This is a genomic window from Geodermatophilus sp. SYSU D00779 (assembly GCF_054050595.1).
Genome location: NZ_JBJGZQ010000008.1, coordinates 19,076 through 44,986, shown reverse-complemented (window position 1 = coordinate 44,986; position 25,911 = coordinate 19,076). Strand labels below are relative to the sequence as shown.

General features: G+C 74.4%; 24 protein-coding genes. 12 read left to right on the top strand and 12 right to left on the bottom strand.

Features of this window, described 5'->3' with window-relative positions:
* Positions 1-1,782: an N-acetylglutaminylglutamine amidotransferase gene (locus ACI79G_RS08190; protein WP_456880642.1), complete on the bottom strand. Its 1,782-nt coding sequence runs from the start codon at positions 1,780-1,782 to the stop codon at positions 1-3.
* 152 nt (positions 1,783-1,934) lie between these two features.
* The gene (locus ACI79G_RS08185) at positions 1,935-2,726 is read right to left on the bottom strand and encodes a helix-turn-helix domain-containing protein (protein WP_456880641.1); all 792 of its coding nucleotides are present in this window, start codon (positions 2,724-2,726) and stop codon (positions 1,935-1,937) included.
* A 157-nt stretch (positions 2,727-2,883) separates the two neighbouring features.
* Here ACI79G_RS08185 and ACI79G_RS08180 point away from each other — a divergent pair, with 157 nt between their 5' ends.
* On the top strand, positions 2,884-3,252 hold the full coding sequence (locus ACI79G_RS08180) for a nuclear transport factor 2 family protein (protein WP_456880640.1): 369 nt from the start codon (positions 2,884-2,886) through the stop codon (positions 3,250-3,252).
* Positions 3,249-3,587 (top strand): DUF1330 domain-containing protein, encoded by a 339-nt coding sequence (locus ACI79G_RS08175; RefSeq protein WP_456880639.1) that lies wholly within the window; start codon positions 3,249-3,251, stop codon positions 3,585-3,587. Before ACI79G_RS08180 ends, ACI79G_RS08175 begins: the two co-directional genes overlap by 4 nt.
* On the opposite strand, the gene ACI79G_RS08170 is transcribed toward ACI79G_RS08175, so the two are convergent.
* A complete protein-coding gene (locus tag ACI79G_RS08170) occupies positions 3,541-3,870 on the bottom strand; it encodes a hypothetical protein (RefSeq protein WP_456880638.1) in 330 nt (109 codons plus the stop codon). The genes ACI79G_RS08175 and ACI79G_RS08170 overlap by 47 nt on opposite strands.
* Before the next feature lie 488 nt (positions 3,871-4,358).
* Between ACI79G_RS08170 and ACI79G_RS08165 the strand changes: the two genes are divergently transcribed.
* The gene (locus ACI79G_RS08165; protein ID WP_456880637.1) at positions 4,359-6,047 is read left to right on the top strand and encodes an alpha/beta hydrolase; all 1,689 of its coding nucleotides are present in this window, start codon (positions 4,359-4,361) and stop codon (positions 6,045-6,047) included.
* 49 nt (positions 6,048-6,096) lie between these two features.
* Here the strand turns inward: ACI79G_RS08165 and ACI79G_RS08160 are convergent, their stop codons facing one another.
* From ACI79G_RS08160 to ACI79G_RS08145, 4 genes are read right to left on the bottom strand one after another with little or no spacing between them, the layout of a single operon-like run.
* On the bottom strand, positions 6,097-6,855 hold the full coding sequence (locus ACI79G_RS08160) for an iron ABC transporter ATP-binding protein (RefSeq protein ID WP_456880636.1): 759 nt from the start codon (positions 6,853-6,855) through the stop codon (positions 6,097-6,099).
* 13 nt (positions 6,856-6,868) lie between these two features.
* Positions 6,869-7,849: an iron chelate uptake ABC transporter family permease subunit gene (locus ACI79G_RS08155; protein WP_456880635.1), complete on the bottom strand. Its 981-nt coding sequence runs from the start codon at positions 7,847-7,849 to the stop codon at positions 6,869-6,871.
* A complete protein-coding gene (locus ACI79G_RS08150; protein WP_456880634.1) occupies positions 7,849-8,874 on the bottom strand; it encodes an ABC transporter permease in 1,026 nt (341 codons plus the stop codon). The genes ACI79G_RS08155 and ACI79G_RS08150 overlap by 1 nt, the downstream gene beginning before the upstream one ends.
* A gap of 5 nt (positions 8,875-8,879) precedes the next feature.
* On the bottom strand, positions 8,880-9,830 hold the full coding sequence (locus ACI79G_RS08145) for a siderophore ABC transporter substrate-binding protein (RefSeq protein ID WP_456880633.1): 951 nt from the start codon (positions 9,828-9,830) through the stop codon (positions 8,880-8,882).
* A 107-nt stretch (positions 9,831-9,937) separates the two neighbouring features.
* On the opposite strand from ACI79G_RS08145, the gene ACI79G_RS08140 reads away from it, so the two are divergent.
* The 3 genes from ACI79G_RS08140 to ACI79G_RS08130 all read left to right on the top strand — a co-directional run bounded on the left by ACI79G_RS08140 (position 9,938) and on the right by ACI79G_RS08130 (position 11,897).
* Complete coding sequence (locus tag ACI79G_RS08140) at positions 9,938-10,957, top strand: aldo/keto reductase (protein ID WP_456880632.1); 1,020 nt, start codon at positions 9,938-9,940, stop codon at positions 10,955-10,957.
* A gap of 159 nt (positions 10,958-11,116) precedes the next feature.
* On the top strand, positions 11,117-11,482 hold the full coding sequence (locus tag ACI79G_RS08135) for a hypothetical protein (protein WP_456880631.1): 366 nt from the start codon (positions 11,117-11,119) through the stop codon (positions 11,480-11,482).
* The gene (locus ACI79G_RS08130) at positions 11,475-11,897 is read left to right on the top strand and encodes a hypothetical protein (protein WP_456880630.1); all 423 of its coding nucleotides are present in this window, start codon (positions 11,475-11,477) and stop codon (positions 11,895-11,897) included. Before ACI79G_RS08135 ends, ACI79G_RS08130 begins: the two co-directional genes overlap by 8 nt.
* Before the next feature lie 79 nt (positions 11,898-11,976).
* Here the strand turns inward: ACI79G_RS08130 and ACI79G_RS08125 are convergent, their stop codons facing one another.
* Entirely contained in the window at positions 11,977-12,759 is a 783-nt protein-coding gene (locus tag ACI79G_RS08125; RefSeq protein WP_456880629.1) for a hypothetical protein, read from the bottom strand.
* Positions 12,760-12,845: 86 nt separating this feature from the next.
* Between ACI79G_RS08125 and ACI79G_RS08120 the strand changes: the two genes are divergently transcribed.
* Positions 12,846-15,146: a SpoIIE family protein phosphatase gene (locus tag ACI79G_RS08120; protein ID WP_456880628.1), complete on the top strand. Its 2,301-nt coding sequence runs from the start codon at positions 12,846-12,848 to the stop codon at positions 15,144-15,146.
* Between the two features lie 10 nt (positions 15,147-15,156).
* On the opposite strand, the gene ACI79G_RS08115 is transcribed toward ACI79G_RS08120, so the two are convergent.
* Together ACI79G_RS08115 and ACI79G_RS08110 are read right to left on the bottom strand one after the other, a co-directional pair.
* A complete protein-coding gene (locus tag ACI79G_RS08115; RefSeq protein WP_456880627.1) occupies positions 15,157-15,672 on the bottom strand; it encodes a flavin reductase family protein in 516 nt (171 codons plus the stop codon).
* 28 nt (positions 15,673-15,700) lie between these two features.
* On the bottom strand, positions 15,701-16,636 hold the full coding sequence (locus ACI79G_RS08110; protein WP_456880626.1) for a hydroxymethylglutaryl-CoA lyase: 936 nt from the start codon (positions 16,634-16,636) through the stop codon (positions 15,701-15,703).
* Positions 16,637-16,770: 134 nt separating this feature from the next.
* Between ACI79G_RS08110 and ACI79G_RS08105 the strand changes: the two genes are divergently transcribed.
* The gene (locus ACI79G_RS08105; protein WP_456880625.1) at positions 16,771-17,661 is read left to right on the top strand and encodes a diguanylate cyclase domain-containing protein; all 891 of its coding nucleotides are present in this window, start codon (positions 16,771-16,773) and stop codon (positions 17,659-17,661) included.
* Positions 17,662-17,774: 113 nt separating this feature from the next.
* Here the strand turns inward: ACI79G_RS08105 and ACI79G_RS08100 are convergent, their stop codons facing one another.
* Together ACI79G_RS08100 and ACI79G_RS08095 are read right to left on the bottom strand one after the other, a co-directional pair.
* Positions 17,775-18,896 carry a M20 family metallopeptidase gene (locus tag ACI79G_RS08100; RefSeq protein WP_456880624.1) on the bottom strand — a complete coding sequence of 374 codons (1,122 nt, stop codon included), beginning with the start codon at positions 18,894-18,896 and terminating at the stop codon, positions 17,775-17,777.
* A gap of 363 nt (positions 18,897-19,259) precedes the next feature.
* On the bottom strand, positions 19,260-20,987 hold the full coding sequence (locus tag ACI79G_RS08095; protein ID WP_456880623.1) for a glycerol-3-phosphate dehydrogenase/oxidase: 1,728 nt from the start codon (positions 20,985-20,987) through the stop codon (positions 19,260-19,262).
* A 111-nt stretch (positions 20,988-21,098) separates the two neighbouring features.
* Between ACI79G_RS08095 and ACI79G_RS08090 the strand changes: the two genes are divergently transcribed.
* From ACI79G_RS08090 to glpK (ACI79G_RS08075), 4 genes are all read left to right on the top strand, one after another.
* Positions 21,099-21,851, top strand: coding sequence for an IclR family transcriptional regulator (locus ACI79G_RS08090; protein ID WP_456880622.1), 753 nt, complete (start codon positions 21,099-21,101; stop codon positions 21,849-21,851).
* Between the two features lie 73 nt (positions 21,852-21,924).
* Positions 21,925-23,433 (top strand): glycerol kinase GlpK, encoded by a 1,509-nt coding sequence (gene glpK / locus ACI79G_RS08085; RefSeq protein WP_456880621.1) that lies wholly within the window; start codon positions 21,925-21,927, stop codon positions 23,431-23,433.
* Between the two features lie 153 nt (positions 23,434-23,586).
* Entirely contained in the window at positions 23,587-24,309 is a 723-nt protein-coding gene (locus ACI79G_RS08080) for an MIP/aquaporin family protein (protein ID WP_456880620.1), read from the top strand.
* A gap of 46 nt (positions 24,310-24,355) precedes the next feature.
* Complete coding sequence (gene glpK / locus ACI79G_RS08075; RefSeq protein ID WP_456880619.1) at positions 24,356-25,873, top strand: glycerol kinase GlpK; 1,518 nt, start codon at positions 24,356-24,358, stop codon at positions 25,871-25,873.
* Positions 25,874-25,911: the final 38 nt, after the last annotated feature.

The following is a 25,911-nucleotide window of genomic DNA, read 5'->3' as shown; positions in this document are numbered from 1 at the left end:
TCAGACCCCGTGGGCCTGCAGCCAGAGCTCCAGCAGACCCAGCTGCCACAGCTTGTTGCCGCGCAGCGGGGTGAGCTCACCGTTCGGGTCGGCCAGCAGCCGGTCGACGTACTCCGACCGGAACAGCCCGCGCTCGCGGGCGGCGTCGTTGGACAGCGAGTCGCGCACCAGGTCGAGCACCTTGCCCTCGAGGTGGGTGATCGCCGGGACCGGGAAGTAGCCCTTGGGCCGGTCGATGACCTCCGGCGGGATGATCCGCCGGCCGATCGCCTTGAGCACGCCCTTGCCGCCGTCGGCCAGCTTCAGCTCCGGCGGGCACATCGCAGCCAGCTCGACCAGGTCGTGGTCGAGGAAGGGCACCCGGGCCTCCAGCCCCCAGGCCATGGACATGTTGTCCACCCGCTTGACCGGGTCGTCGACGAGCATGACCTCGCTGTCCAGGCGCAGCGCGGCGTCCACGGCGGTGTCGGCGTGCGGCGCGGACATGTGCCGGCGGACGAACTCCAGGCTCGGGTCGCCGTCCACCGCGTAGCGGTCGGCCACGAGCCGGGCCATGTCGGCGGCGTCCCGGTCGAAGAACGCCCTCGCGTAGGTCTCCACCGCCCGCTCGCGGTCCACGCCCTGCAGCGGCGGGTACCAGTGGTAGCCGGCGAAGACCTCGTCGGCGCCCTGCCCGGACTGCACCACCCGGATCGACTGGCTGACCCGCTCGGAGAGCAGGTCGAAGGCGACGACGTCGTGGCTGACCATCGGCTCGGCCATCGCGTGGATGGCGTGGCCGAGCGCCGCGGCGAGCTCGTCGGAGGCGACCCGGATGCGGTGGTGGTCGGTGCCGAAGCGCTCGGCGATGACGTCGGAGTACTGGAACTCGTCGCCCTCCCGGCCGCCGACGGCCTCGAAGCCGATCGAGTAGGTCGCCAGGCCGGTCTGCCCCTCCTGGGCGAGCAGGCCGACGATCAGGCTGGAGTCCAGCCCGCCGGAGAGCAGCACGCCGACCGGGATGTCGGCCACCAGCCGCCGCCGGACGGCGACCCGCAGCGCCTCCTCGATCGCGTCCTCCCAGTCGCGGGCGGACCAGTTCGCGTGCGCAGGGTCGCGCTCGTAGCGGGCCTCCCAGTAGCGGTGCTCGCGGGAGGTGCCGTCGGCCTCGACCACCCGCACGGTGGCCGGGGGCAGCTTGCGGACGCCGTTGATGATCGTCCGCGGCGCGGGGACGACGGCGTGCCAGGTGAGGTAGTGGTGCAGCGCGACCGGGTCGATGGAGGTGTCGACGTCCCCGGCCTGCAGCAGCGCCGGCAGGGAGGAGGCGAAGCGCAGCCGGCCGGGCGTCTCGGCCAGGTAGAGCGGCTTGATGCCCAGCCGGTCGCGGGCGAGCACCACGCGGCCGGTGTCGCGCTCGGTGATGACGAACGCGAACATGCCGTGCAGGTGCTCCACCACCGCGGTGCCCCAGTGGTGGTAGCCCTTGAGGATCACCTCCGTGTCGGAGGTCGAGAAGAAGCGGTAGCCGTGGCCCTCGAGCTCGGCGCGCAGCTCCTTGTAGTCGTAGATGCAGCCGTTGAAGACCGCGGTCAGGCCGAGCTCGTTGTCCACCATCGGCTGGCTGCCGGCCGGCGACAGGTCGATGACCGACAGCCGGCGGTGCCCGAAGGCCACCCGCCCGTTGCTCCAGGCACCCTGGCCGTCCGGCCCGCGGGGGACCAGGCACTCGACCATCCGCGCCACGGCGGTGGTGTCGGCCAGGGAGCCGTCGAACCGGATCTCACCGGAGAGGCCGCACATGTGGTGATCCAACCCCACGGGCCGCGCCGGCGCGACCGCCCACGGTCCATGTCACACCGATGCAACGCGGCGGCGTTCCACGTGGAACGGCGACGGGTTCGACCGGGGCCCGGGACGAGCGGGCGGTCCGGGTCACGCTCCGGTCCGCGGTGTCAGGGTCCGTCGGCGGCCAGTGCGGCCACGACCTCCGCCGTCGCCGCGTCAGCGGGCAGGAAGGCCTCGATGCTCAGCTCCGCGAGGGTGACGTCGAGGGCGGTGCCGAAGGTCGTGACGGTGCTGAGGAACGCCAGCTCCCGGCCGCCGGCCTCCAGCCGCAGGGGGACGGCGACGGCGTTCGTCGTGCCGTGGCTGCGGCCGCCGGGGAGCGCCGCCAGCTCGTGCAGCAGCGCCCGCGTCCGCGGGTCGCCGGTGACGGCGAGTTCCCGGGCCAGGCGGCCGAGCACGTGGCCACGCCACTCGGCGAGGTTGCGGATCCGGCCGGCCAGCCCGTCGGGGTGCAGGCTCAGCCGCAGCACGTTGACCGGTGGTTCGAGCAGGTGCGGCGCGACCCCGCGGGTGAGCAGGTCGACGCCGGCGTTGGCGCTCACCAGGTCCCAGTGCCGGTCGACGGCGAGGGCCGGGTGCGGTGCGTGGGCGCGCAGCACGGCGTCGACCGCGGCGCGGACCGGGGCCATCTCCGGGTCGTCGAGGGGACGGGCGTGGTACTCGGGGGCGTAACCGGCCCCGAGCAGCAGCTGGTTGCGCTCGCGCAGCGGGACGTCGAGCTGGGTCGCCAGCCGCAGCACCATCTCGCGGCTGGGCTTCGACCGGCCGGTCTCCAGGAAGCTGATGTGCCGCGCGGAGACGTCGCTCTCGACGGCCAGGTCCAGCTGGCTGAGCCGGCGCCGGGTGCGCCACTGGCGCAGCAGCGGCCCGAAGGTCGAGCGGGTCGGGGTCGCCGTCACGGCCCGGACGCTACGGGCGCCCCGGCCGCCCGGCACCTACCTCGGAGGTAGGCGTCCATGACCTGTGAGGTCATCGACGGGCGGCTCCGTCCTCGCGCAGCCTCGGGTCCAGGCCGGAGCCACCCGGGCGCCGGCCCGGCAGCGAGGAGGACGCACCGTGCCCGAGGACACCGCCACCCAGGTCCAGCGGTACATCGCCGCGTGGAACGAGACCGAGCCGCAGGCCCGCCGCCGGGCCGTCGCGGCGCTCTTCACCGAGGACGCCCGTTACGTCGACCCGCTGGTCGACGTCCGGGGGCACGACGGCATCGAGGCGGCGATCGTCGCGGTGCACGAGCAGTTCCCGGGCTGGGTCTTCCGGCTCGCCGGGCCGGTCGACGCCCACCACGACCAGGTGCGGTTCACCTGGAGCCTGGGTCCGGAGGGCCAGGAGCCGCCGGTGGTCGGCTCCGACGTGGCCGTCACCGACGGGGACGGCCGCTTCGACCGGGTCTGCGGCTTCCTCGACCGGGTCCCGCAGCCGTGAGCGGGTTCGGCTCCTACGCCGTCGCGCACCTCGAGACGGTGGCCATGGGCCCCGAGATCGCCGAGTACCTGGCCCGGATCGACGCCACCCTCGAGCCCTTCGGGGGGCGGTTCCTGGTGCACGGCGCCCGCGCCGAGGTCGTCGAGGGCCCGTGGCAGGGCGACCTGGTGGTGATCGGCTTCCCGGACGCCGCCGGTGCCCGCGCCTGGTACTCGTCGGCGGCCTACCAGGAGATCGTGGGCCTCCGGACCGGGTCCAGCACCGGTTGGGCGGTCCTGGTGGAGGGCGTCACCGGGCCGCACCGCGCCACCGACGTCCTGGCGGCGCAGTCGTGACCGCGGGCGGCCCGGGACGTCGATCCCGGGCCGTCCGCCCGGTGGGCATCCTCGGCCAGGAGGGCGGCGGCTCGTCGAGCAGCAGGTCGACCTCCAGTGCCCGGGTCCGCCGACCGCCGGTCACCACGTCGACGTGGTGGACGACGGTGGGACCGAGCTCCTCGTGGACGTCGCTGCCCCGGACGGTCGCCACCACGGTCTGCCCGTCGTCCCCGAGCACCTCGCCCCTCGTGCGCCACCGCCCGATCAGCGCGGCCATCGTCGGTCCCTGGTCGACCTGCACGGCTCCTCCTCCCGCTCCCGCCCGTCACGGCTCCGACCGGACGGCGGCTGCGGAGTCATCGCCCGGTACCGGGGACAGCTGCGGCGACCCGTCCGGAGCCGCTCCCGCGTGGTGACGGACCCGGGCGCGGCGCAGTCGGTGCGCCCACCGGTGATGACGTGCGAGGCGCACCGTGGTCGAGCACGGGTTCCACGTGGAACGGCGACCGGCACCGGCGCGGGACCGGGGGAGGACGGGGTCACCACGTCCCGGCCGTCCTGCGCGGGTGCCACCCGCGCAGGACGTGCGCCAGCACGGCGGTGCCGCAGCTGCCTCCGCGGTCCCCGGGCGCCGTCGACGCGGCCGGCACAGCAGGTCGTGCCGCCCAGGTGTCGTCGCCGCGCAGTCGGCACTTCCGCGGTCGGTGGGGACACCGGCACAGTGCTCGCCGGACGAGGCCGGACGAGCCCGGGACGGCCAGGTGCGCGAGCCCGACCACGGGGGGACCCATGTCGATCGCCTCATCCCACCGCCTGCGGCGCCGGATCGCCGCCGCTGCCTGTGCGGCGGCGACGTCCGCCGCCCTGCTCGCCGTCCCGCTCGGCGGCGTCGCGGCCGCCGCTCCGGTGACGCCCGCGGCCACGGATCCGCAGGGCGACGGTCACGGCGAACCCCCACCGGGTGGCGTACCGGGCGTGCCGGTCCCGTCCATCACCTGGGCCGACGCCGGCGACGGTTTCCAGCAGGCCGACGTCGACGTCCCGTACGACTACGCCGACCCGCAGGGCCGCACCTTCCGCCTGCACGCGGTGCGCCTGCCCGCGGCCGACCCGGCGAACCGGATCGGCGCCCTGTTCGTCAACTTCGGCGGCCCGGGCGGACCCGCAGCGGCGACCGTGCGCGAGCTGGGCCGGCTGCTGTTCCCACCGGAGGTGCTCGCGCGCTACGACCTGGTCGGCGTCGACCCGCGCGGGACCGGCGAGAGCCAGCCGGTGCGCTGCACGGGCAGCACGGCGGAGCAGGCCGCCCTGCCCTACGCCACACTGGCCGACTTCCCCACCGACCGGGTCCAGGAGGAGCAGGCGATCGCGCAGGTGCGCGCGTTCGCGGAGGAGTGCCGGGCACGCAACGGGGACCTGCTCGACCACGTCGGCACCCTGCAGTTCGCCCGCGACCTCGACGTGCTGCGCGCGGCGATGGGTGACCAGCGGATCAACCTGTACGGCCTGTCCTACGGCACCTTCCTCGGCCAGGTGGTCGCCAACACGTTCCCCACCCGCACCGGGGCCCTGGTCCTCGACGGCGTGGTGAACCCCGGCTGGGCCAGCGGTCCCCCGGGCACCATCAGCTGGATCCGCGAGGGCACCGAGGTGGGCAGCACGGAGACCCTGGACCGGTTCTTCGAGCTGTGTGCGGAGGCCGGACCGCAGCAGTGCGCGTTCGCCGCCGACGGGGACCCGGAACAGAAGTACGCCGAGCTCGCCGCCCGGCTGCGGGCCGCCCCGCTGCTGATCCCCGTGCCCGACGGGCCGGCGGAGCCGCTGACCTACTCGGACCTGGTCGTGGTGACCGCGGCCCTGCTCTTCATCCCGGACACGTGGCCGGTCCTCGGCGAGCTGCTGCAGGGGGCCTACAGCGCCGACGGCGCCGCTGTCGCCGCCGGCCTGGGGAGGCTGCCGCAGCCCCCGGTGCAGGAGGGCTACGACAACTTCCCCGACGCGAGAGCCGCCATCACCTGCGCCGACACCGACAACCCGGACGACCCCTACCGCTACGGCGAGGTCGGGCGCGCACTGGACGCCACGACCGCGCCCTACGTCGGCTCCCGGTGGGCCTACGCCGGGCTCGTCTGCGCGCCGTGGGCCGGTCGCTCGACCGAGCGCCACACCGGCCCGTGGGACAGCTGGACCCGCAACCCGGTGCTCGTCATCGGCAACCTGTACGACCCCGCCACCCCCTACCGCAACGCGGTGGCGGTGGACGACCTGCTGCCCAACAGCACCCTGCTGACCGTGGACGGCGTCGGGCACACCTCGTTCGGCACCAGCTCCTGCGCGGCCTCGCTCACGTCGCAGTACCTGCTGACCGGGGCCACCCCGCCGGCCGGGACGGTGTGCACCCAGGACCGCGGGGCGTTCGACCCCGTCCCGGCGTCCACCCCCACGGGCGCGGTCCGGACGGGCCTGGCAGCCGGGTAGCCGCCGGTCGGGTACCCGCGGGGCCGGTGACCCGGTCCCGCGGGCCGGGTCACGTCCAGGGGACGCCGATCCGCCGTCCGGCCAGCTCGTGGACCTCCACCTCGACGTCGAACACCTTGCGCAGCAGCTCCGGCGTCATCAGCTCGGACGTGGGGCCCTCGGCGACCAGCTGCCCCTCGCGCATCGCGACGATCCGGTCGGAGTAGCAGGAGGCCACGTTGACGTCGTGCACGACGAGGACGACGGTGCGGCCGAGCTCGTCGGCCATGCCGCGCAGCATCCGCATCATCTGGACGGCGTGCCGCATGTCGAGGTTGTTCAGCGGCTCGTCGAGCAGCACGTGGTCGGTGCCCTGGCACATCACCATCGCCACGTAGGCGCGCTGCCGCTGTCCGCCGGAGAGCTGGTCGAGGTGCCGGTCGGCCAGCGGGCCGAGCTCGAACCACGCCATGGCCTCGTCGACCAGGCGGTGGTCGTCGGCCGTCAGCCGTCCGCCGGAGTGCGGGAAGCGGCCGAAGGCGACCAGCTCGCGCACGGTCAGCCGCACCGACATCGCGTTCTCCTGCCGGAGGACGGCCAGCCGACGGGCCAGCACCGGGCCCGGTGTCGTCGCGACGTCCATCCCGTCGACGCACACCCGGCCGCTGTCGGCGGGCAGCAGCCGGGCGGCGACCGAGAGGAGCGTGGACTTGCCCGCGCCGTTGGCGCCGATCAGCGAGGTGATGCCGCCGGTCGGGATGGTCAGCGAGACGTCGTCCAGCACGCGCACGCCGCCGTAGGACTTCGAGACGGACTCGATCTCGATCACTGGCTCTGCTCCCTCACTGACGAGGCTCTCTGATCAGGAGGGCGATGAAGACGATCCCGCCCACGAAGTTGACGACGACGCTGAGGCTGGAGTTGAAGCCGAACACCTGCTCGAGGACCAGCTGCCCGCCGACCAGGGCGAGCAGCCCCAGCAGGGCCGCACCGGGCAGCACCCAGGCGTGCCGGTGGGTGCCCAGCAGCTGGCGGGCCAGGTTGGCCACCAGCAGGCCGAGGAAGGTGATCGGCCCGACCAGCGCGGTGGCGACGGCGACGAGGACGGCGACGGCCAGCAGCGCCCGGTTGACCACCCGGCGGTGGTCGACGCCCAGACCGACGGCGGTGTCCCGGCCCAGCGCGACGACGTCCAGCCGGGGGAGCAGCCGCCACACGCCCACGGTGACCAGCGCGACGAGGACGGCCGACAGCGCCAGCATCTGCCGGTCGACGGAGTTGAAGCTGGCGAACAGCAGGTCCTGCAGGGTGAGGAACTCGTTGGGGTCGATCAGCCGGGAGACCAGCAGCGTGAGGCTGGTGAAGGTGGAGCCGAGCACCACGCCGAGGAGCACCAGCACGTACACGTCGCGCTCGGTGCGGCCGAACAGCGACCGGTAGAGGACGGCGCCGAAGCCGATCAGCACGACGACCTCGACCGCGAAGCGCAGCCGCGGGTCGGTCGTGGTGACGGTGGCGGCGCCGAAGAAGAACACCCCGACCGTCTGGACCAGCACGAACAGCCGGTCGAACCCCATGATCTCCGGGGTCAGGATCCGGTTGTTGGTCACCGTCTGGAACAGCACGGTGGAGACCGCGACCGCCACGGCGACGACCGCCATGGCGGCCAGCCGGCGCCCGCGCTGCTGCAGCGCGTAGTCCCAGGACCCGGTGACGTCGACGGTGAGGAACGCGGCGACGGCGACGGCGGTCAGGACGCCGAGGACGACGAGCGTGCGCCGGCGGCGGGTGGCCCGCTGCGGCGCGGTCAGGACGGCCGTCATCAGATGGCCCGCTTCCGGGCGCGCAGCAGCAGCCAGATGAACAGCACGCCGCCGACGACCCCGCCGATCATGCCGACCGGCACCTCGTACGGGTACCGGATGGTGCGGGCCAGGACGTCGCAGACCAGCACGAACGCCGCCCCCGTCAGCGCGGTCACCGGCAGCACCCGGCGCAGGTTGTCCCCCATCGCCAGGGTCACCAGGTTGGGGACGACGAGACCGAGGAAGGGGATCGACCCGACGCTCACGACGACGATCGCGGTGACGACCGACGCGATGGCCAGGCCGACCATGACCACGCGGGTGTAGGCGACGCCGAGGTTGATCGCGAAGCTCTCACCCATGCCCGCGACGGAGAACCGGTCGGCCCACAGGTAGGCGAGCACGGTGGCCGCCAGCACCAGCCAGAGCAGCTCGTAGCGGCCCGCCAGGACGCCGGAGAAGTCGCCGTTCATCCACACGTCCATCGACTGGAGCAGGTCGAAGCGGTAGGCCAGGAAGGTCGTCGCCGCGGTGACCACGCCGCCGAGCAGGATGCCGACCAGCGGGACCACCACGACGTCGGTGAGCACCATCCGCTGCAGCAGCCAGACGAAGAGCGCGGTGCCGACCAGAGCGAACGCCACGCCGATCGTCATCTTGCCGAGCACGGAGGTGCCGCCGAAGGCCAGCGTCGCGACGACGATGCCCAGCCCCACCCACTCCGTCGTCCCGGCGGTCTGCGGGGAGACGAACCGGTTGCGGGTCAGGTGCATCATCACCAGCCCGGCCACGGCCATCGCCGAACCGGCCAGCAGGATCGCGAGCAGCCGCGGCACGCGGCTGGTCCACAGCACCCGCGCCTGCGCCTCGCCGGGGTCGAGCAGGTCGGCCGGCGTCAGGTCGCCGACCCCGATGAACAGGGATGCCGAGCCCGCCACCACGAGGCCGACCAGCGCGGCGGCGACGTGCCACCGCTGCACACCGCGGCGGCGCCGCACCCCGGTGGGTGCGGCGCCGCTGCGTCGTTCGTCCGTACTGGTCACCGGGGTCAGGCGACCGCCGTGGCGACTTCCTCGACCATCTGCTCGACCGACGGCAGACCGTTCGGCGCGATGTACCAGACGGACGAGTCGAGGTAGTGGACGTCGTCGTTCTGCCACGCCGTCGTGCCGCGCACCAGCTCGTTGTCGAGCACCTGCTGCGCGGCCTGACCGGACTCGCCGATGGCCGCGTCGCGGTCGAGCACCAGCAGGATGTCGGGGTCCTTGTCGGCGATGTACTCGAACGAGATGGCGTCGCCGTGGTCGGCGGCGGTCAGCCCCTCGTCGGTGGGGGTGAGCCCCAGCTCGTCGTAGACCAGGCCGAAGCGGGTGTCGGGGCCGTAGGCGCTGACCTCACCGGCGTTGGTCATCACGAACAGCGCGTCACCGGCGCCCTCCGCGGCCGCCCGCACCTCGGCGACCCGCTGGTCCAGAGCGGCCAGCCGGTCGGCGACGGCGTCCTCCTCACCGAAGACCCCCGCGAGGGTGGTCACCCGCTCCTCGAAGGAGGCCAGGAAGTCCTGGTTGTCGACGGTCAGGTCGATGGTGGGGGCGATCTCGGCGAGCTCGGGGTACACCGCGGCCGAGCGCCCGCCGACGATGATCAGGTCCGGCTCGAGGGCGTTGACCGCCTCGTAGTCCGGCTCGAACAGCGAGCCGACCTTGGCGTACTCGTCCCCCGAGTACTCCGCCAGCGACTCCGGGTAGGTCGCCTCCGGCACGCCGGCCACCTCGACGCCGAGGCTGTCCAGGGTCGACAGCACGCCGACGTCGAAGACGACGACCCGCTGCGGGTCGACCGGGACGGCGGTCTCGCCCTGGGCGTGGGTGACGGTGACCTCGCCGGACCCCGCGGCGGCCTCGGCGGTGGTGTCCTCCCCGCCGCCGCAGGCGCTGACGGCGAGGGCGGTCGCCACGGTGAGGGAGAAGGCGGCCAGCGGCCGGGCCTGCGTGCGCATCGGGCTCCTGTCGTACAGAGGTGAGGCTTGGCTAACTGAGGCATGCCTAACCTGTCACACCCCCCGTTGCACGTGTCAACCGGGTCCGGACGGGCAGGGGAGTGACCATGGAGACACGCACACTGGGACGGCTGACCGTCCCGGCCCAGGGACTGGGCTGCATGGGGATGAGCGAGTTCTACGGCACCGGTGACCAGGCGGAGGCCGAACGCACCATCCAGCGGGCGCTGGACCTCGGCGTCACCTTCCTCGACACCGCGGACATGTACGGCCCGTTCACCAACGAGCGGCTCGTCGGGAAGGCCATCGCCGGCCGGCGCGAGGAGGTGGTGCTCGCCACCAAGTTCGGCAACGAGCGCGGCGAGGACGGCTCGTTCCTCGGCATCAACGGCAGGCCCGACTACGTGCGCCGCGCCTGCGACGCCTCGCTGCAGCGGCTCGGCGTCGACGTCATCGACCTCTACTACCAGCACCGGGTCGACACCACCGTCCCGGTCGAGGACACCTGGGGCGCGCTGGGGGAGCTGGTCGAGGCGGGCAAGGTCCGCCACGTCGGCATCTCCGAGGCGGCGCCCGAGACCATCCGCCGGGCGCACGCGGTGCAGCCGGTGACCGCCGTCCAGACCGAGTACTCGCTGTGGACCCGCGACCCCGAGGACGACGGCGTGCTGGCCACCTGCGCCGAGCTCGGCATCGGCTTCGTCGCCTACTCACCGATCGGCCGCGGCTTCCTCTCCGGCCAGATCCGCAGCCTCGACGACCTCGCCCCCGACGACTTCCGCCGGAACAACCCGCGCTTCCAGGGCGAGAACTTCGCGCGGAACCTGGAGCTGGTCGACCGGGTCCGCGAGATCGCCGACGAGAAGGGCGTGACCGCCACCCAGCTCGCGCTGGCCTGGGTGATGGCGCAGAGCGGCCGTGGGGGTTCCCCGGCCGGGGGTGGTGGGGCGGGGAGGCCTGTCATCGTGCCGATCCCGGGCACCAAGCGGGTGGCCTACCTCGAGGAGAACGCCGCGGCCGCCGACGTCCGGCTGACCGACGACGACCTGCGCCGGCTGGACGAGGCCGCGCCGGTCGGTGCGACGGCGGGGGACCGCTACCCGGACATGTCCAGCGTGCACCGCTGACCGAGGACCCCGTGCCCCCGGCCCCTCGGAGGAGGACCCCGTCCCCCCACCCCTCGCAGGCTCGGGGCGGGACCCGGGACGGGGCCGGCAGCCCGTGGCGGGTGGTCGCCCGCCGGGCGAGAGGATGGCACCCGTGCCCGCCATCCCCGCGTCCGCCCGGTGACCCTCCCGCTGGTGGTCGTGGTGACCGTCGCTGCCGGGCTCCTGGCCCTGGCCGGGGTCGCCTCCACCCTCGCCCGTCGGCGGATCGGCCTGCTGCACCTGTGGGGCGCGGTACTGCTGGAGGTCCTGCTGCTGGTGCAGGCAGCCCTCGCCGTCGTCGCCCTGCTGGGCGGGGAGCGGCCGGCCGACACGCCGACCTTCCTCAGCTACCTGGTCGGCATCGTGCTGCTGCCCGTCGCCGGGGCGCTGTGGGCGCGGACTGAGCCGAGCCGCTGGGCGGGCACCGTGCTCGCCGTGGCGGCCGCGGCGGTGGGCGTGATGATCTGGCGGCTGCAGGAGCTGTGGGAGGCGACGGGTGGCTGAGCCGACGGGGGACCGGTCGGGAGCCGCCGGCGGGCCCGGCCGGGTGCTGGTCGCGGTGTACGGCGTCTTCGCCCTCGCCGCCGGCGCCCGGGCCGCCGTCCAGCTGTCGACCCGCTTCACCGAGGCGCCGGTGGCCTACCTGCTGTCCGCGCTGGCCGCCGTCGTCTACGTCGTCGCCACCGTGGCCCTGGCCCGTGGGGGACGCCGGGTCGCCCTGGCCGCGATCACCGTCGAGCTGGTCGGCGTCCTCGTTATCGGCACGCTCTCGCTGGCGGACCGCGCCGCCTTCCCCGACGAGACGGTGTGGTCGGCGTACGGCCGCGGCTACCTGTTCATCCCGCTGGTGCTCCCGGTCGTCGGGCTGCTCTACCTGCGCCGCACCGCCCGGACGCAGGGGCCGGGACCGCTGCGGTGATGTGCGCTCGTGGTGCATCCCGAGGCCCGGGTGCGCCGCACGTGCACATCACCGCGAACCGGCGCACTGCCCGCCGGCTTCAGAACTCCCCGCCGCCGAAGTCCCCACCGAAGTCGCCGCCGCCCCAGTCGCCGCCGTCGGCACCGGCCGCGAGGTCCCCGCCCGGGTCGCCGCCGTAGTCGCCCCCGTCAGCGCCGGCGCCGTCCTCGTAGCCCTGGGCGTAGGCCTCCTCGTCGCCGCCGCCGAACAGACCGCCGTCGCCGAGGCCGGTGTCGAACAGCGCGTCGGCGACCGCCGTGCCGACCACCAGGCCGCCGACGGTGCCGAGCAGGCTGGCGCCCAGGGTGCTGCCGAAGCTGGGCCCGCCGTAGCCGCGTCCGTAACCGCCGCCGTACCCGGGTCCGTGACCGCCCCCTCCGAAGCCGCCGCCGAAGGCCCGCTCCAGCGTGCCGGGCTGGCGCACCTCCGCGCGGGTGGCGGCGCGGGCGAGGGAGCGCGGGTCGTCCGAGCGCGGCCGCTCCGACGAGGGCACCGCGGCGGCCAGCTGGACCAGCACCTCCTGCCGCTGCTGCGGCGTGAGCTGGGCGAAGGCCTCCGCGTGCGCCTCCTCGATCTTGTCCGGCGGCGCGGTGCGCAGCAGGTACCGGTAGCGCTCGATGGCCTGCTGGTCGGTGGGCGCCCCGCCCTGCGGCGGGGGCGCCGTCTGGTAGCCGCCGTACTGCGGCGCGGCCTGCTGGTAGCCCGGGTCGTGGTATTCGTCTGAACGGCGGCGGCCGAAGAGCCGGTCGAGCAGTCCCATGGCGATCGTCTCCCTCCGGTCGGGGAACGGCGTACCCCGCGCCAGGGGTTCCCGCCGGGCCACGTCCCACACCTGGGGGCGTGGACCCGCTGGTCAGCGCCCCGGACCGTGGTGGCCGGGGCGCGAGGTGCACGGTTAGGGTCGACACCGTGCCGGCCGAGCGGGACCGACCGCGGGACACGCCATTCCTCCAGCGCCCCGACGGTGTGGTGGGCCACGAGGAGGCCGGCGTCGTCAGCGCCGCCGCCGCCGTCGTCGAGCGCTCGGGCACCAGCACCGCGTCGTCCGCGCTGCCCGGCGTGCTGGCCGACGTCCCGGTGGCGGTGCTGCTCATCGACCGCGACGCCGGGGCGGTCACCTACGCCAACAGCGCAGCGGTCGAGCTGGCCGGCAACGTCCGCCTCCCCGTCGACATCGACACCTGGGGCGCCTCCGTGGGTCTCACCGACCTGGGCGGCCAGCCCCTGGCCAGCACGTCCGGTCCGCTGTCGCTGGTCGCCCAGGGCCTCCCGGTCACCGGCGAGGCGGTGCGGATGGTCCCGGGTGAGGCGGACGACGGCCTGCCCGCTCAGGACCCCGGCGACCGTGCCGACCGGGTGCTGTGGGTCACCGGCTTCCCGCTGTCGCGGCCCGACGGCGACGAGCACCTGTCGCTGGTGGTCTTCCTCGAGGTCGAGGCCGGCGGGAGCGACGCCGCCGACGACCAGCTGCAGGCGCTGCGGGAGCGGGCGGTCGTCGCCACCGACATCGCCTTCACGATCACCGACCCCCGCGAGCAGGACGACCCGCTGGTGTGGGTCAACCCCTCCTTCACCCGCATCACCGGCTACGGGTACGACGAGGTCGTCGGCCGCAACTGCCGCTTCCTGCAGGGGCCGGCGACCGACCCCGCGGCCGTCGCCGCGATCCGCACCGCACTGGGGGAGCAGCGGGCGGTCACCACGACGCTGCTCAACCACCGCAAGGACGGCACCGCCTTCTGGAACCAGCTGTCGATCAGCCCGGTCTTCGACGGCGAGGGCGAGCTGGTCAGCTTCGTCGGCGTGCAGACCGACGTCACCGAGCGGGTGCGGGTGGAGCACGAGCGCGAGGCCGCCTTCGCCGCGGAGCAGTCCGCCCGCCAGGAGGCCGAGCTGGCACGGGCGGCCGCCGAGCGGGCGCAGGCCGACGCCGAGCGGGCCCGCGCGGACGCCGAGCGCATCCAGGGACGCCTGGCGCTGATGGCCGAGGCGACGAGCACGCTGATCGCCACGCTGGACCTCGCCGACGTCCTCGACCGGCTGGCCCGGCTGTGCGTGCCGCTGCTCGCCGACTGGGTGTTCATCTCCCTGGTCGACGACACCGGGACCGTCCGCGAGACCGCCTCCCGGCACCGCGACGGCCTCGAGGAGGAGCTGCGGGTGCTGGCCACGCAGCACGCTCCGCACCTGCCGGAGAACTCGCCGACCCGGCGCAGCATCGCCAGCTCCCGGCCGGTGCTCGTCCAGCGGACCGGCGCCGATCTCGACGGGCTGTTCACCTCCGAGGCCGCCCGCCAGGCCGCCGAGCGGCTCGGCACGGGGTCGCTGCTCGCCGTCCCCATGGTCGCCCGCCGGCGGACCCGCGGCGCCATCCTGCTGGCCCGCGCCGGCACCGAACGGCCCTTCGACCAGGAGGACGTCGACCTCGCCGAGGACCTCGCCCGCCGCGCCGCGCTGGCCATGGACAACGTGCGCCTCTACCAGCAGGAGCACACCGTCGCCGACACGCTGCAGCGCTCGCTGCTGCCCGAGCTGCCGGTCATCCCCGGCGTGGAGTCGGCCGCCCACTACGTCAGCGCCTCCACGGCGGCCGACGTGGGCGGTGACTTCTACGACCTGCTGCACCTGCCCGACGGGTCGATCGGCGTGGTCATCGGCGACGTCGTCGGCCACGACATCGCGGCCGCCGCGGCCATGGGCCACCTGCGCGGGCTGATCCGTGCCTGCGCCTGGGAGGCGCCCGACCCCGACCCCGGTGTCGTCCTGGCGCGGGTGGACCGGCTGGTGCAGGGCCTGGGCGTGGCCTCCATGGCGACGATGGTCTACGCCCGGGCGGTGCCCCCGGCCGACGACGGCGCACCGTGGCGGCTGCACCTGGCCAGCGCCGGCCACCCCCCGCCGCTGCTCCGCACCGCCGACGGCGACGTGCAGCTCCTGGACGGCGTGACCGGCCTGCTGATCGGCGTCGACGGCAGCCTGCCCCGACGGACGACGTCGATCGACCTGCCGCGCGACGCCACGCTGCTGGCCTACACCGACGGGCTCATCGAGCGGCCGGGCACCGACCTCGACGAGGGCATCGCCGAGCTGGTCGACCGGCTGGCGGCCGCCCCGGTCGAGGCGGGCCCGCGCGCGCTGTGCGATGCCGCGGTCCCCGGCTCCATCGACGGGCGGGACGACGTCGCGCTGATCGCCGTCCGGTTCCGCTGACCCTCTGCCGCTACCCCTCCGCCGCGCGGGTCTCCAGCAGGCCGTAGGCGCCGCGGTGGAACAGCAGCGGCCGCCGTCCGGGGTCGGCGCCGAGGTCCAGCACCCGGGCGGCGACGAGGGTGTGGTCGCCGCCGTCGTACTCCGCCCACAGCTCGCAGTCGATCCAGGCGACGACGTGCTCGAGCACCGGCTGCCCCAGCCGGCTGGGCCACCAGGACACCCCGGCGAACTTGTCGGCGCTGGAACGGGCGAACCGGGCCGAGAGGTCGGACTGGTCCTCGGCGAGCACGTTGACGCAGAAGCGGCCGAGCGCGCGCAGCCGCGGCCAGGTGCGCGACGTGCGGGCGGGCGCGATGGCCACCAGCGGCGGGTCCAGCGACAGCGAGCTGAACGACTGGCAGGTGAAGCCGATCGGGCCCTCGTCGCCCTGGGCGGTGACCACGGTGACGCCGGAGGCGAAGTGACCGAGGACGTCGCGCATGGTGCGGGGGTCGACCGTCCTCCCCCCGGACGACGGCTCGCTCATGCGCTCCAGCCAACCACGGCGGCCGGGGTCACCCGACGCCCGTGGGCCGGGGCACCGAGCGCCCGCCCGCTCGGTACAGCGAACTCGGGAGCTCGTGCCCGACGGCCTCCTCGGTGACCCGGGCGGCGGCGAGGACGGCGTCGAGGTCGAGCCCGGTGCGCACACCGGACTCCTCGAGCATGTACACCAGCTCCTCGGTGGCGATGTTGCCGCTCGCGCCGGGCGCGAACGGGCAGCCGCCGAGACCACCGACCGAGGAGTCCAACTGCGTCACCCCCGCCTGGACGGCGGCCAGCGCGTTGGCCTGCCCGGTGCCGCGGGTGTCGTGGAAGTGCACGCCCACGTCGACGCCCGGGCAGGCCCGGCGGACGGCGTCGAGCAGCTGCACGACCCGCAGCGGGGTGGTCGTGCCGATCGTGTCGCCCAGGCAGAGCCGGTCGGCGCCGGCGGTGACCGCGGCGCGGGCGACGTCCACGGTGCGGGGGATCGGGGTGCGGCCGTCGAAGGGGCAGTCCCACGCGGTCGCGATCACCACCTCCAGCGAGCCCCCGGCGCCGTGCGCGAGGGCGGCGATCTCCCCGACCGCGGCGACGGCCTCGGCGGTGCTGCGCCCGGCGTTGGCCCGGCTGTGCCCGTCGGAGGCCGAGACCACGTACTCCAGGTCGGCGACGCCGGCGTCCACCGCGCGGGTGGCGCCGCGGGCGTTGGCGACCAGGGCGGAGAAGAGCACGCCGTCGAAGGCGTGCAGTTCGGCGGCCACCTGGTCGGCGTCGGCGAGCGCCGGCACGGCCTTCGGGGAGACGAACGACGTCACCTCGATCCGGCGGACGCCGGTGGCCACGAGCGCCTCGAGCATCGCCCGCTTGCCCTCCAGGGGCACCGGAGCCTCCAGCTGCAGGCCGTCGCGCATGCCGACCTCGCGGACGTCCACCGTCGCGGGCAGCACCAGGTCGAATTCGTTCACGGGCCCTCCTCGGTCGATCACGTGACATCCTGCCCCGGCGCCGGGTTCCACGTGGAACCACTGGGAGGCGTTCGGGCCCAAGAGCTGCAGCAACGGGCCCTGTCGGCGCAGGATGACCGGCACGGAGGTGGGATGTGACCAATGCGGCGGACACGCTGCCCCCGGCGGACCGCCGGAGCGCGTTCGCCAACGCGCCCATGGGGATCGCGCTCGTCACGCCGGCCGGTCTCATCGTCGACGCCAACCCGGCGCTGGCGGCGATGCTCGCCTACACCGCCGAGGAGCTCTACGGCCGCTCGATGCTCGACCTCGTCCACCCCGACAACCGCCCAGCCGCTGTCGAGGCGTTCGCCGAGCTCCTCGAGGAGCGCAGGATGATGCGGCACGAGACCCGGCTGGTGCGGGCGGACGGCAGCGTGGTGCCCGTGCAGGTCACCTCGTCCTGGGTGGACGGGACGCCCGACGGCGACCCGCCGCACGTCGTCGCGATCGTCGAGGACATCACCGACCGCAAGGCCCTGGAGGCCGCGCTGGTCCACCGTTCCCTGCACGACCCGCTGACCGGGTTGCCCAACCGGATCCTGTTCAACGACCGGCTGCACCACGCCCTGGAGCGTGGGCGCCGGGAGCGGACGCCGACCAGCCTGCTGGGCATCGACCTCGACGGCTTCAAGCAGATCAACGACCAGTACGGCCACCCGGTGGGCGACGAGGTGCTCGTCGCCCTCGCCGAGCGGCTGACCTCGGTGCTGCGGGCCAGCGACACCGCGGCCCGGGTCGGCGGGGACGAGTTCAGCATCGTCTGCGAGAACAGCGGGCGGCCCGACGCCGAGACCCTCGCCGCCCGGCTGCGGGACCGGGTGAGGGAGCCGCTGCGCCTGCCCAGCGGGCTGGCCCTCCCACTGACGGTGAGCATCGGGATCGGCACGGCCGAGGGCGATGTCGACCCCGAGCGGGCGTTCGAGGCGCTCGTGCGGGAGGCCGACGACGCGATGTACGTCGACAAGGCCCGCTGGCAGGACTGAAGGAGGACCCTCCTGCCCCCCGGAAGGACCCCCCTGCCCCCCACTCGCAGGCTCGCGGCGGGACCCTGCAGGAGGGCCGATCGAGGCTCGCGGCGGGACACTGCAGGGGGCCGTCAGGGCTCGCGGCGGGACCCTGCAGGAGGGCCGTTCCAGCGGCTGACGACGTCGGTGAAGGCGGCTGCGGCCTGCTCCACCTCGGCGAGCTCGACGTACTCGTCGACGGCGTGCATGACCGCCGGGGTGCCCGGTCCCCAGACCACGATCGGGGCGCCCCGGACGACCTGCACGAGCACCGAGGCGTCGGTGAAGTAGGTGGCGGGCGTGGGCAGCACCGGCGCGGGCAGCGAGGTCACCCACGGGTCGTCGGCGGGGGTGCCGACCGGCGGCAGGTCCACCCGCACCTCGACGTCGGCCACCTCCGGCTGCGCCCGCCACCAGGCGAGCAGGTCGCCGCCGTCGGCCACGGTGCGCATGTCGACGACCACCTCGGCGCGGTCGGGGACGACGTTGGGCACCGTGCCGCCCGCGACGACCCCGGGGTTCCACGTCTCGGTGCCGAGGAACGGGTCGGTGCGGAAGGGCAGCACCCCGCCGGCCCGGGCCAGCAGCGCGGCCAGGTCCAGCACCGCGTTGTGCCCGCGCTCCGGCGTGCTGCCGTGGGCGGCCCGGCCGGCGGTCCGGACGGCGAGCCACAGCGCTCCCTTGTGACCGAGGACCACCTGGTTCCCGGTGGCCTCCGGGACGACCACCGCGCCCACGGGCAGCTCGGCGACGGCCGCGGCCGCCGCGGCAGCCCCCTGCGAGCCGATCTCCTCGTCGCTGGTCAGCAGCAGGGCCACCGGCGTGTCCGGGTCGGCGGCGGCCAGCGCGGCCGCCGCGGCGACCACGCCGGCCTTCATGTCGCTGCCCCCGCGGCCCCACACCCGGCCCCCGTCGAGGTCGCCGTCGAAGGGGTCCCGCTGCCAGGCGGCCGGGTCGGTCGCGGGGACGGTGTCGACGTGACAGGCGAGCAGCAGCTGCCGGCGGCCGGGGTCGGCCGGTGTGCGCAGCAGGGTCCAGGGGTGGTCGCGGTCGCGGCCCTCCGTCACCTGCAGGTGCGGGGCGCGCTCGCGCAGCACCTCGGTGAGCGTGCCGAGGACGTCGCGCTGCGCGTCGGCGTCGCCGGAGACGGTGGGGCGGCGCACCAGCTCCCGCACGAGCGCCACCAGGTCGAGGGCAGGGCCGGTCGCCGTCATGGTCCGATCCTGCCCCCGCGCCACCCGGACGGCGCGGGACACCGCAGCGGCTCCACGGCCGTCGGGGACGGCCGTCGGCCGCGGTGGACCGGTCGCGGGGGCCCGGAGGGTCTCCCGACCGGGACACGGGCAGCGGCTCCACGGCCGTCGGGGACGGCCATTGGCCGCGGTGGACCGGTCGCGGGGGCCCGGAGGGTCTCCCGACCGGGACACGGGCAGCGGCTCCACGGCCGTCGGGAACGGCCATTGGCCGCGGTGGACCGGTCGCGGGGGCCCGGAGGGTCTCCCGACCGGGACACGGGCAGCGGCTCCACGGCCGTCGGGAACGGCCATTGGCCGCGGTGCGGTCCGGAGGACCGCAGATCACACGAGCGCGCGGCCCACCGCGACGGCCCGCGTGTCCGGCGCGGCGACGCGGACGGCGTCGGCCGCCCGGTCGTCGGCCGCCTCCTGCGAGCGACGCTCGGCATCGACCCGGGCGCGGTAGCTCTCCACCTCGTTGCCGATCCGCTGCTCGTCCCAGCCGAGGACCCCGGCCACCGCGCGGGCCACCGGCTCGGCCGACTCCACCCCTCGGTGCGGCGTCTCGATCGAGATCCGGGTGCGGCGGGCGAGCAGGTCGTCGAGGTGCTGGGCGCCCTCGTACGCCGCGCCGTAGACCAGCTCGACCATGAGGTACTCCTCGGCGCCGGGGACCGGAGCCAGCAGTGCCGGGTCGTCGGCGGCGAGCGAGAGGACCTCCGGCGTGAGCGACCCGTACCGGTTGAGGAGGTGCTCGGCACGGAAGTGCGGGATGCCCCAGCGCTCGGCGAGGGCGTCGAGGGAGTTGCGCATCGCCGCGTAGCCCTCGGCGCCGGCCAGCGGGATGTTGTCGGTGACGCTGGGCGGCACCGGCCGCGTGACGTCGACGGCGACGGCGTCCACCGCGTCGGCGGCCATCGGCCGGTAGGTCGTGTACTTGCCGCCGGCGACCGCGATCACGCCGGGCATCGGCCGGGCGACCGCGTGCTCACGGGACAGCTGGCTGGTCAGCTCCGACTCCCCGGCCAGCAGCGGGCGCAGCCCCGCGTAGACGCCGGTGATGTCGTCGTGGGTCAGCTCCGTGGTCAGCACCTTGTTGACGTGCTCGAGGATGTAGTCGATGTCGGCCCGCGACGCCGCCGGGTGGGCCTTGTCCAGCGTCCAGTCGGTGTCCGTCGTCCCGACGATCCAGTGGCTGCCCCAGGGGATGACGAACAGCACCGACTTCTCGGTGCGCAGGATCAGGCCGGTCTCGCCGTTGATCCGGTCGCGGGGGACGACGATGTGCACGCCCTTGCTGGCTCGCACGTGGAACCGGCCGCGCCCGCCGACCAGGGTCTGGATGTCGTCGGTCCACACCCCCGTGGCGTTGACGACGACCTCGGCCTTGACGTCGACCTCGCGCCCGGTCTCGACGTCCCGGACCCGGACCCCGGTGACCCGGCCGCCGGCGTGGTGGAAGGCGACGACCTCGGCCGAGTTGAGCACGGTGGCGCCGTAGGCCGCGGCGGTGCGGGCGACGGTGAGGGTGTGCCGGGCGTCGTCGGCCTGCGCGTCGTAGTAGCGGACCGCGCCGACGAGCGCGTCGGGCTTGAGCGCGGGGAACAGCTTGCGGGCGCCGGTGCGGGTGAGCTGCTTCTGCGGGGGCAGCGGGGTCGACAGCGCGCCGATGCGGGCCAGCCCGTCGTAGAGGGTGAGCCCGGCGGTGACGTAGGGCCGCTCCCAGTGGTGGGTGAGCGGGTAGAGGAAGGGCACCGGCTTGACCAGGTGCGGCGCGAGCCGGGTGACGCTCAGGTCGCGCTCGTGGAGAGCCTCGCGCACCAGGCCGAAGTCGAAGGACTCCAGGTAGCGCAGCCCGCCGTGGAAGAGCTTGGACGAGCGCGAGGACGTGCCGCTGGCGAAGTCGCGGGCCTCGACCAGCGCCGTCCGCAGGCCCCGGGTCGCCGCGTCGAGCGCGACGCCGGCACCGGTCACGCCGCCTCCGACGACGAGGACCTCGAAGGACTGCTCGGCCAGCTCCGCCCAGGCTCGCGCGCGCTGATCGGGGCCGAGTGGGGGGACTACGGGCATGCCGACTCCTCTGGCGGGGATTGCTCGTCCACAACGGTAGGCGGGTGCTCTTGGGCCGTCGACGTGCTCCGTTCGACATCGTCGTACGCCGAGGGCCTAGGGTGACCCGCCGTGCCGGGCACCGTGCAGTCGATCGAGCGCGCCGCCACCCTGCTGCACGCCATCGTCGAGTCGGGCGGCCAGATGGGCGTCACCGAGCTGGCGGGTGCGGTGGGGCTGCCGAAGACGACGACCCACGGGCTGCTGCGCACGCTGCTGGCGGTCGGGTTCGTCGAGCAGGACCAGCGCACCGGCCGCTACACCCTCGGCGCCGGCCTGCTGGGGCTGGGCTCGCACTACCTGGACGCCAACGAACTGCGGTCCCGCGCGTCGAACTGGGCCGACTCGCTGGCCGCGCGCAGCGGGTTCGCCGTCCGGCTCGGGACGCCGGCGGGCCTGCAGGTCGTCGTCGTCCACCACGTGTTCCGGCCCGACGACTCGCCGCAGGAGCTGGAGGTGGGGTCCGTGCTGCCGGCGCACGCCACCGCCGTGGGGAAGATCCTGCTGGCCTCCCGCCCGGCGATGGCCCGGATGCTGGCCGACACCCGGCTGGAGGCGCTGACCCCGCGCACCGTCGCCGACCCGGCGGCGCTGCTGGCCGAGCTGTCGACCGTCCGCGCGCGGGGCTGGGCCGAGCAGCAGGGGGAGTACCGGATGGGCGTGGGCGGGATCGCCGCACCGGTGCACGGGCCGGGCGGCCTGGTCGTCGGCGCGCTGGGCGTCGGCGGCCCGGTCGAGGAGCTCTTCGCCGACGCCGCGCGGCCGGCGCTGCGCGCCATGGTGGTCGAGGCCGCGGCCGCGGTCTCCCGGGAGCTCGCCACGTGACCGAGCTCGCGAGGTCACGAAGGGACGCAGCACGGCCCGGCACGGACCCGACGAGCGCCAGCGAGGAGGGTCGGTGACGGAGCGGTACGTGCTCGCGGTGGACCAGGGCACCACCTCGACCCGGTCGATCGTGTTCGACCGCGCCGGCCGGCTGGTCGCCGTCCGGCAGCGGGAGCACCGCCAGCACTTCCCCCGCCCCGGCTGGGTGGAGCACGACCCGGAGGAGATCTGGGCCAACACCCAGCTGACCGCCGCCCAGGCGCTGCGCGACGTCGCCGGCTCGCCCGGGCAGGTGGTGGCGCTGGGCATCGCCAACCAGCGCGAGACGACGGTGGTGTGGGAGCGCGCCACCGGCCGGCCGCTGGTGCGCGCGCTGGTCTGGCAGGACACCCGCACCGGGCCGCTGGTGGAGGAGCTGGCCGCCCGGCCCGAGGCCGCGCTGGTGCGCGAGCGCACCGGGCTGGAGCTGGCCGGGTACTTCGCCGGCCCGCGGCTGCGCTGGGTGCTCGACAACGTCCGCGGCGCCCGGGCGCGCGCCGAACGCGGCGAGCTGCTGTTCGGCACGATGGAGAGCTGGCTGGTCTGGAACCTCACCGGGGGCCCGGACGGCGGGGTGCACGTCACCGACGTGACCAACGCCAGCCGGACCCTGCTGATGGACGTGCACCGCTGCCGCTGGGACCTCGAGCTGCTCGACTTCTTCGGCGTCCCCGCCGCGATGCTCCCGGAGATCCGCCCGTCGGTCGGCGTGCTGGGCACCGCGACCGCCCTGCCGGTGCCGCTGCCCATCGGCGGCACGCTCGGCGACCAGCAGGCTGCGCTGTTCGGGCAGACCTGCTTCGCGCCCGGCGAGGCCAAGTGCACCTACGGCACCGGCAGCTTCCTGCTGCAGAACACCGGCACCGACCTGGTCCGCTCGACGCACGGGCTGATCAGCACGGTGGCCTACCAGCTGGCGGGGGAGCCGGTGCACTACGCGCTGGAGGGCTCGATCGCGGTCACCGGCGCCCTGGTGCAGTGGCTCCGGGACAGCCTCGGGCTCATCGGCTCGGCGCCCGAGGTGGAGACCCTCGCCCGCAGCGTCTCGGACAACGGCGGGTGCTACGTCGTGCCGGCGTTCTCCGGGCTGCTCGCCCCGCACTGGGCGGGCCGGGCGCGCGGGCTGGTCGCCGGCCTGACCTCCTACGTCACCAAGGGGCACCTGGCCCGAGCGGTGCTGGAGGCGACCGGCTGGCAGACCCGCGACGTCGTCCGGGCCATGGACGCCGACTCCCGCCTGCCGCTCACCGCGCTGCGGGTCGACGGCGGGATGACCACCAACAACCTGCTCATGCAGTTCCTGGCCGACGTGCTCGACAGCCCCGTGGTGCGCCCGATGGTGGGGGAGACGGTGTCGCTCGGCGCGGCCTACGCGGCCGGGCTCGCCGTGGGGGTGTGGTCGGACACCGAGGCGCTGCGGCGCAACTGGCACCGCTCCGCGCAGTGGGTGCCCGACCCGAGGCGGGTGGCCGCGCTCGACGCCGCCTATCCGGAGTGGGAGCGCGCCGTGCAGCTGAGCATCGCCTGGGGCGAACGCCCCTGACGTGGGATCGCGCTGTCCGACATCGTCGTACAGCGCCCGTTGTCCGCCCTCGACCTGTGTGAATAGCGTCACCGCGCCAGTCGTCGACCGGCCGTCCGCGGTCCGGCGCCGAGCCCGTGGCACCACCGCATCACCGGCGATGAGGAGCAGCGCATGAGCCTGTGGACCGTGTTCGGCAGCGAGGTCGTCGGAACCGGCGTCCTCATACTCCTCGGCGTGGGCGTGGTCGCCAACGTCGTCCTGCCCCAGACCCTGGGCAACGGGGGAGGCTGGCTGCTCATCAACTTCGGCTGGGGCATCGGCGTCTTCGCCGGCGTCTACGCCGGCGCCAGCTCGGGGGCGCACCTCAACCCGGCGGTCACCCTCGGCCTGGCGGTGAGCGGCGCGAACGAGTACGCGCCCGGCGTGCCGATCACCCTGGCGTCGTCGCTGGTCTACGTGATCGGCCAGCTCGTCGGCGCCTTCCTCGGCGCCGTCGTCGCGTGGCTGGCCTACCGCAAGCAGTACGACGCGGCGACCGAGCCGGTGCTCGGCACCTTCTCCACCGGCCCGACGATCGCCAGCCCCGCCTGGAACGTGGTCACCGAGGCCATCGGCACCTTCGTGCTCGTCTACCTCATCCTGCGCTTCGGCGACACGCCGGGCGAGCTCGGCCCGCTGGCGGTGGCGCTGCTCGTCATCGGCATCGGCGCCTCCCTCGGCGGACCGACCGGCTACGCCATCAACCCCGCCCGCGACCTGGGCCCGCGCATCGCGCACGCCGTGCTGCCGATCCGCGCCAAGGGGGACAGCAACTGGGGCTACGCCTGGGTGCCGGTCGTGGGCCCGCTCATCGGGGCCGTCCTGGGCGGCCTGCTGTCCCGGGCCCCCCTCTGACCGCAGCTCTCCCGAACCCCACCGCGACGAAGCGAGAGGAACCACCGTGAGCCAGTACGTGGCAGCCATCGACCAGGGGACCACGAGCACCCGCTGCATGATCTTCGACCACGAGGGCGCCGTGGTCTCCGTCGGCCAGAAGGAGCACCAGCAGATCTTCCCGCGCGCCGGGTGGGTCGAGCACGACGCCGACGAGATCTGGGCCAACACCCGGGAGGTGGTGGGCCAGGCGCTCGCCCGGGGCAACGTCGGGCACTCGGACGTGGTCGCCGTCGGCATCACCAACCAGCGCGAGACCACCGTCGTCTGGGACCGGAACACCGGCCGGCCGGTCTACAACGCGATCGTCTGGCAGGACACCCGCACCACCGCGATCGTCGAGCAGCTCGGCGCCCTCGGCGGCGGCGCCGACCGGTACAAGGACAAGGTCGGCCTGCCGCTGGCCACCTACTTCGCCGGGCCCAAGGTGCGCTGGATCCTCGACAACGTCGACGGCGCCCGGGAACGGGCCGAGCGCGGTGAGCTGCTCATGGGCACCATCGACTCCTGGCTGATCTGGAACATGACCGGCGGAGCCGACGGCGGGCTGCACCTCACCGACGTGTCCAACGCCTCCCGCACGATGCTCATGGACTACCGGACGCTGACCTGGGACGCCGACATCGCCGAGGAGATGGGCATCCCGACGTCCATGCTCCCGGAGATCCGGTCCAACTCCGAGGAGTACGGCCGGGGCCGCAAGGCCGGCTTCCTCGCCGGGGTCCCCATCGCCGGTTCGCTCGGCGACCAGCAGGCGGCGACCTTCGGCCAGGTCTGCTTCACCAAGGGCATGGCCAAGAACACCTACGGCACCGGCAACTTCATGCTGCTCAACACCGGTGAGGAGGCCGTCCCGTCGCAGAACGGCCTGCTCACGACGCTGTGCTACCAGCTCGGCGACGGCAAGCCGGTGTACGCCCTGGAGGGCTCGATCGCGGTCACCGGGTCGCTGGTGCAGTGGGTCCGGGACAACCTCGGGATGATCACGAGCGCCCCGGAGATCGAGGACCAGGCCCGCTCGGTCGAGGACAACGGCGGCGCGTACTTCGTGCCGGCCTTCTCCGGGCTGTTCGCGCCGTACTGGCGCTCGGACGCCCGCGGCGCCATCGTCGGGCTCACCCGGTACGTCAACAAGGGACACCTGGCCCGGGCCGTGCTCGAGGCGACGGCGTACCAGACCCGCGAGGTGCTCGACGCGATGAACGCCGACTCCGGGGTCGACCTCACCGAGCTGCGGGTGGACGGTGGCATGGTCGGCAACGAGCTGCTCATGCAGTTCCAGGCCGACATCCTCGACGTCCCGGTGATCCGGCCGGAGATCGCCGAGACGACGGCACTGGGCGCCGCCTACGCCGCGGGCCTCGCGGTCGGCTTCTGGTCCGACCTGGACGAGCTGACCGCCAAGTGGGCCGAGGACAAGCGCTGGGAGCCGCAGATGCCGGCCGAGGAGCGCGAGCGCAACTACCGCAACTGGAAGAAGGCGGTCACCAAGAGCCTCGACTGGGTCGACGAGGACGTGCGATAGGCACAGCCAGGCGTCGGGTCCGGCCGTCTCCGCGGAGA

Coding starts and splice junctions, on each gene's coding strand:
- ACI79G_RS08190 (WP_456880642.1), bottom strand. CDS start 1,782: ATGTGCGGCCTCTCCGGTGAGATCCGGTTCGACGGCTCCCTGGCCGAC.
- ACI79G_RS08165 (WP_456880637.1), top strand. CDS start 4,359: ATGTCGATCGCCTCATCCCACCGCCTGCGGCGCCGGATCGCCGCCGCT.
- ACI79G_RS08155 (WP_456880635.1), bottom strand. CDS start 7,849: ATGACGGCCGTCCTGACCGCGCCGCAGCGGGCCACCCGCCGCCGGCGC.
- ACI79G_RS08145 (WP_456880633.1), bottom strand. CDS start 9,830: ATGCGCACGCAGGCCCGGCCGCTGGCCGCCTTCTCCCTCACCGTGGCG.
- ACI79G_RS08140 (WP_456880632.1), top strand. CDS start 9,938: ATGGAGACACGCACACTGGGACGGCTGACCGTCCCGGCCCAGGGACTG.
- ACI79G_RS08115 (WP_456880627.1), bottom strand. CDS start 15,672: ATGAGCGAGCCGTCGTCCGGGGGGAGGACGGTCGACCCCCGCACCATG.
- ACI79G_RS08100 (WP_456880624.1), bottom strand. CDS start 18,896: ATGACGGCGACCGGCCCTGCCCTCGACCTGGTGGCGCTCGTGCGGGAG.
- ACI79G_RS08095 (WP_456880623.1), bottom strand. CDS start 20,987: ATGCCCGTAGTCCCCCCACTCGGCCCCGATCAGCGCGCGCGAGCCTGG.
- ACI79G_RS08080 (WP_456880620.1), top strand. CDS start 23,587: ATGAGCCTGTGGACCGTGTTCGGCAGCGAGGTCGTCGGAACCGGCGTC.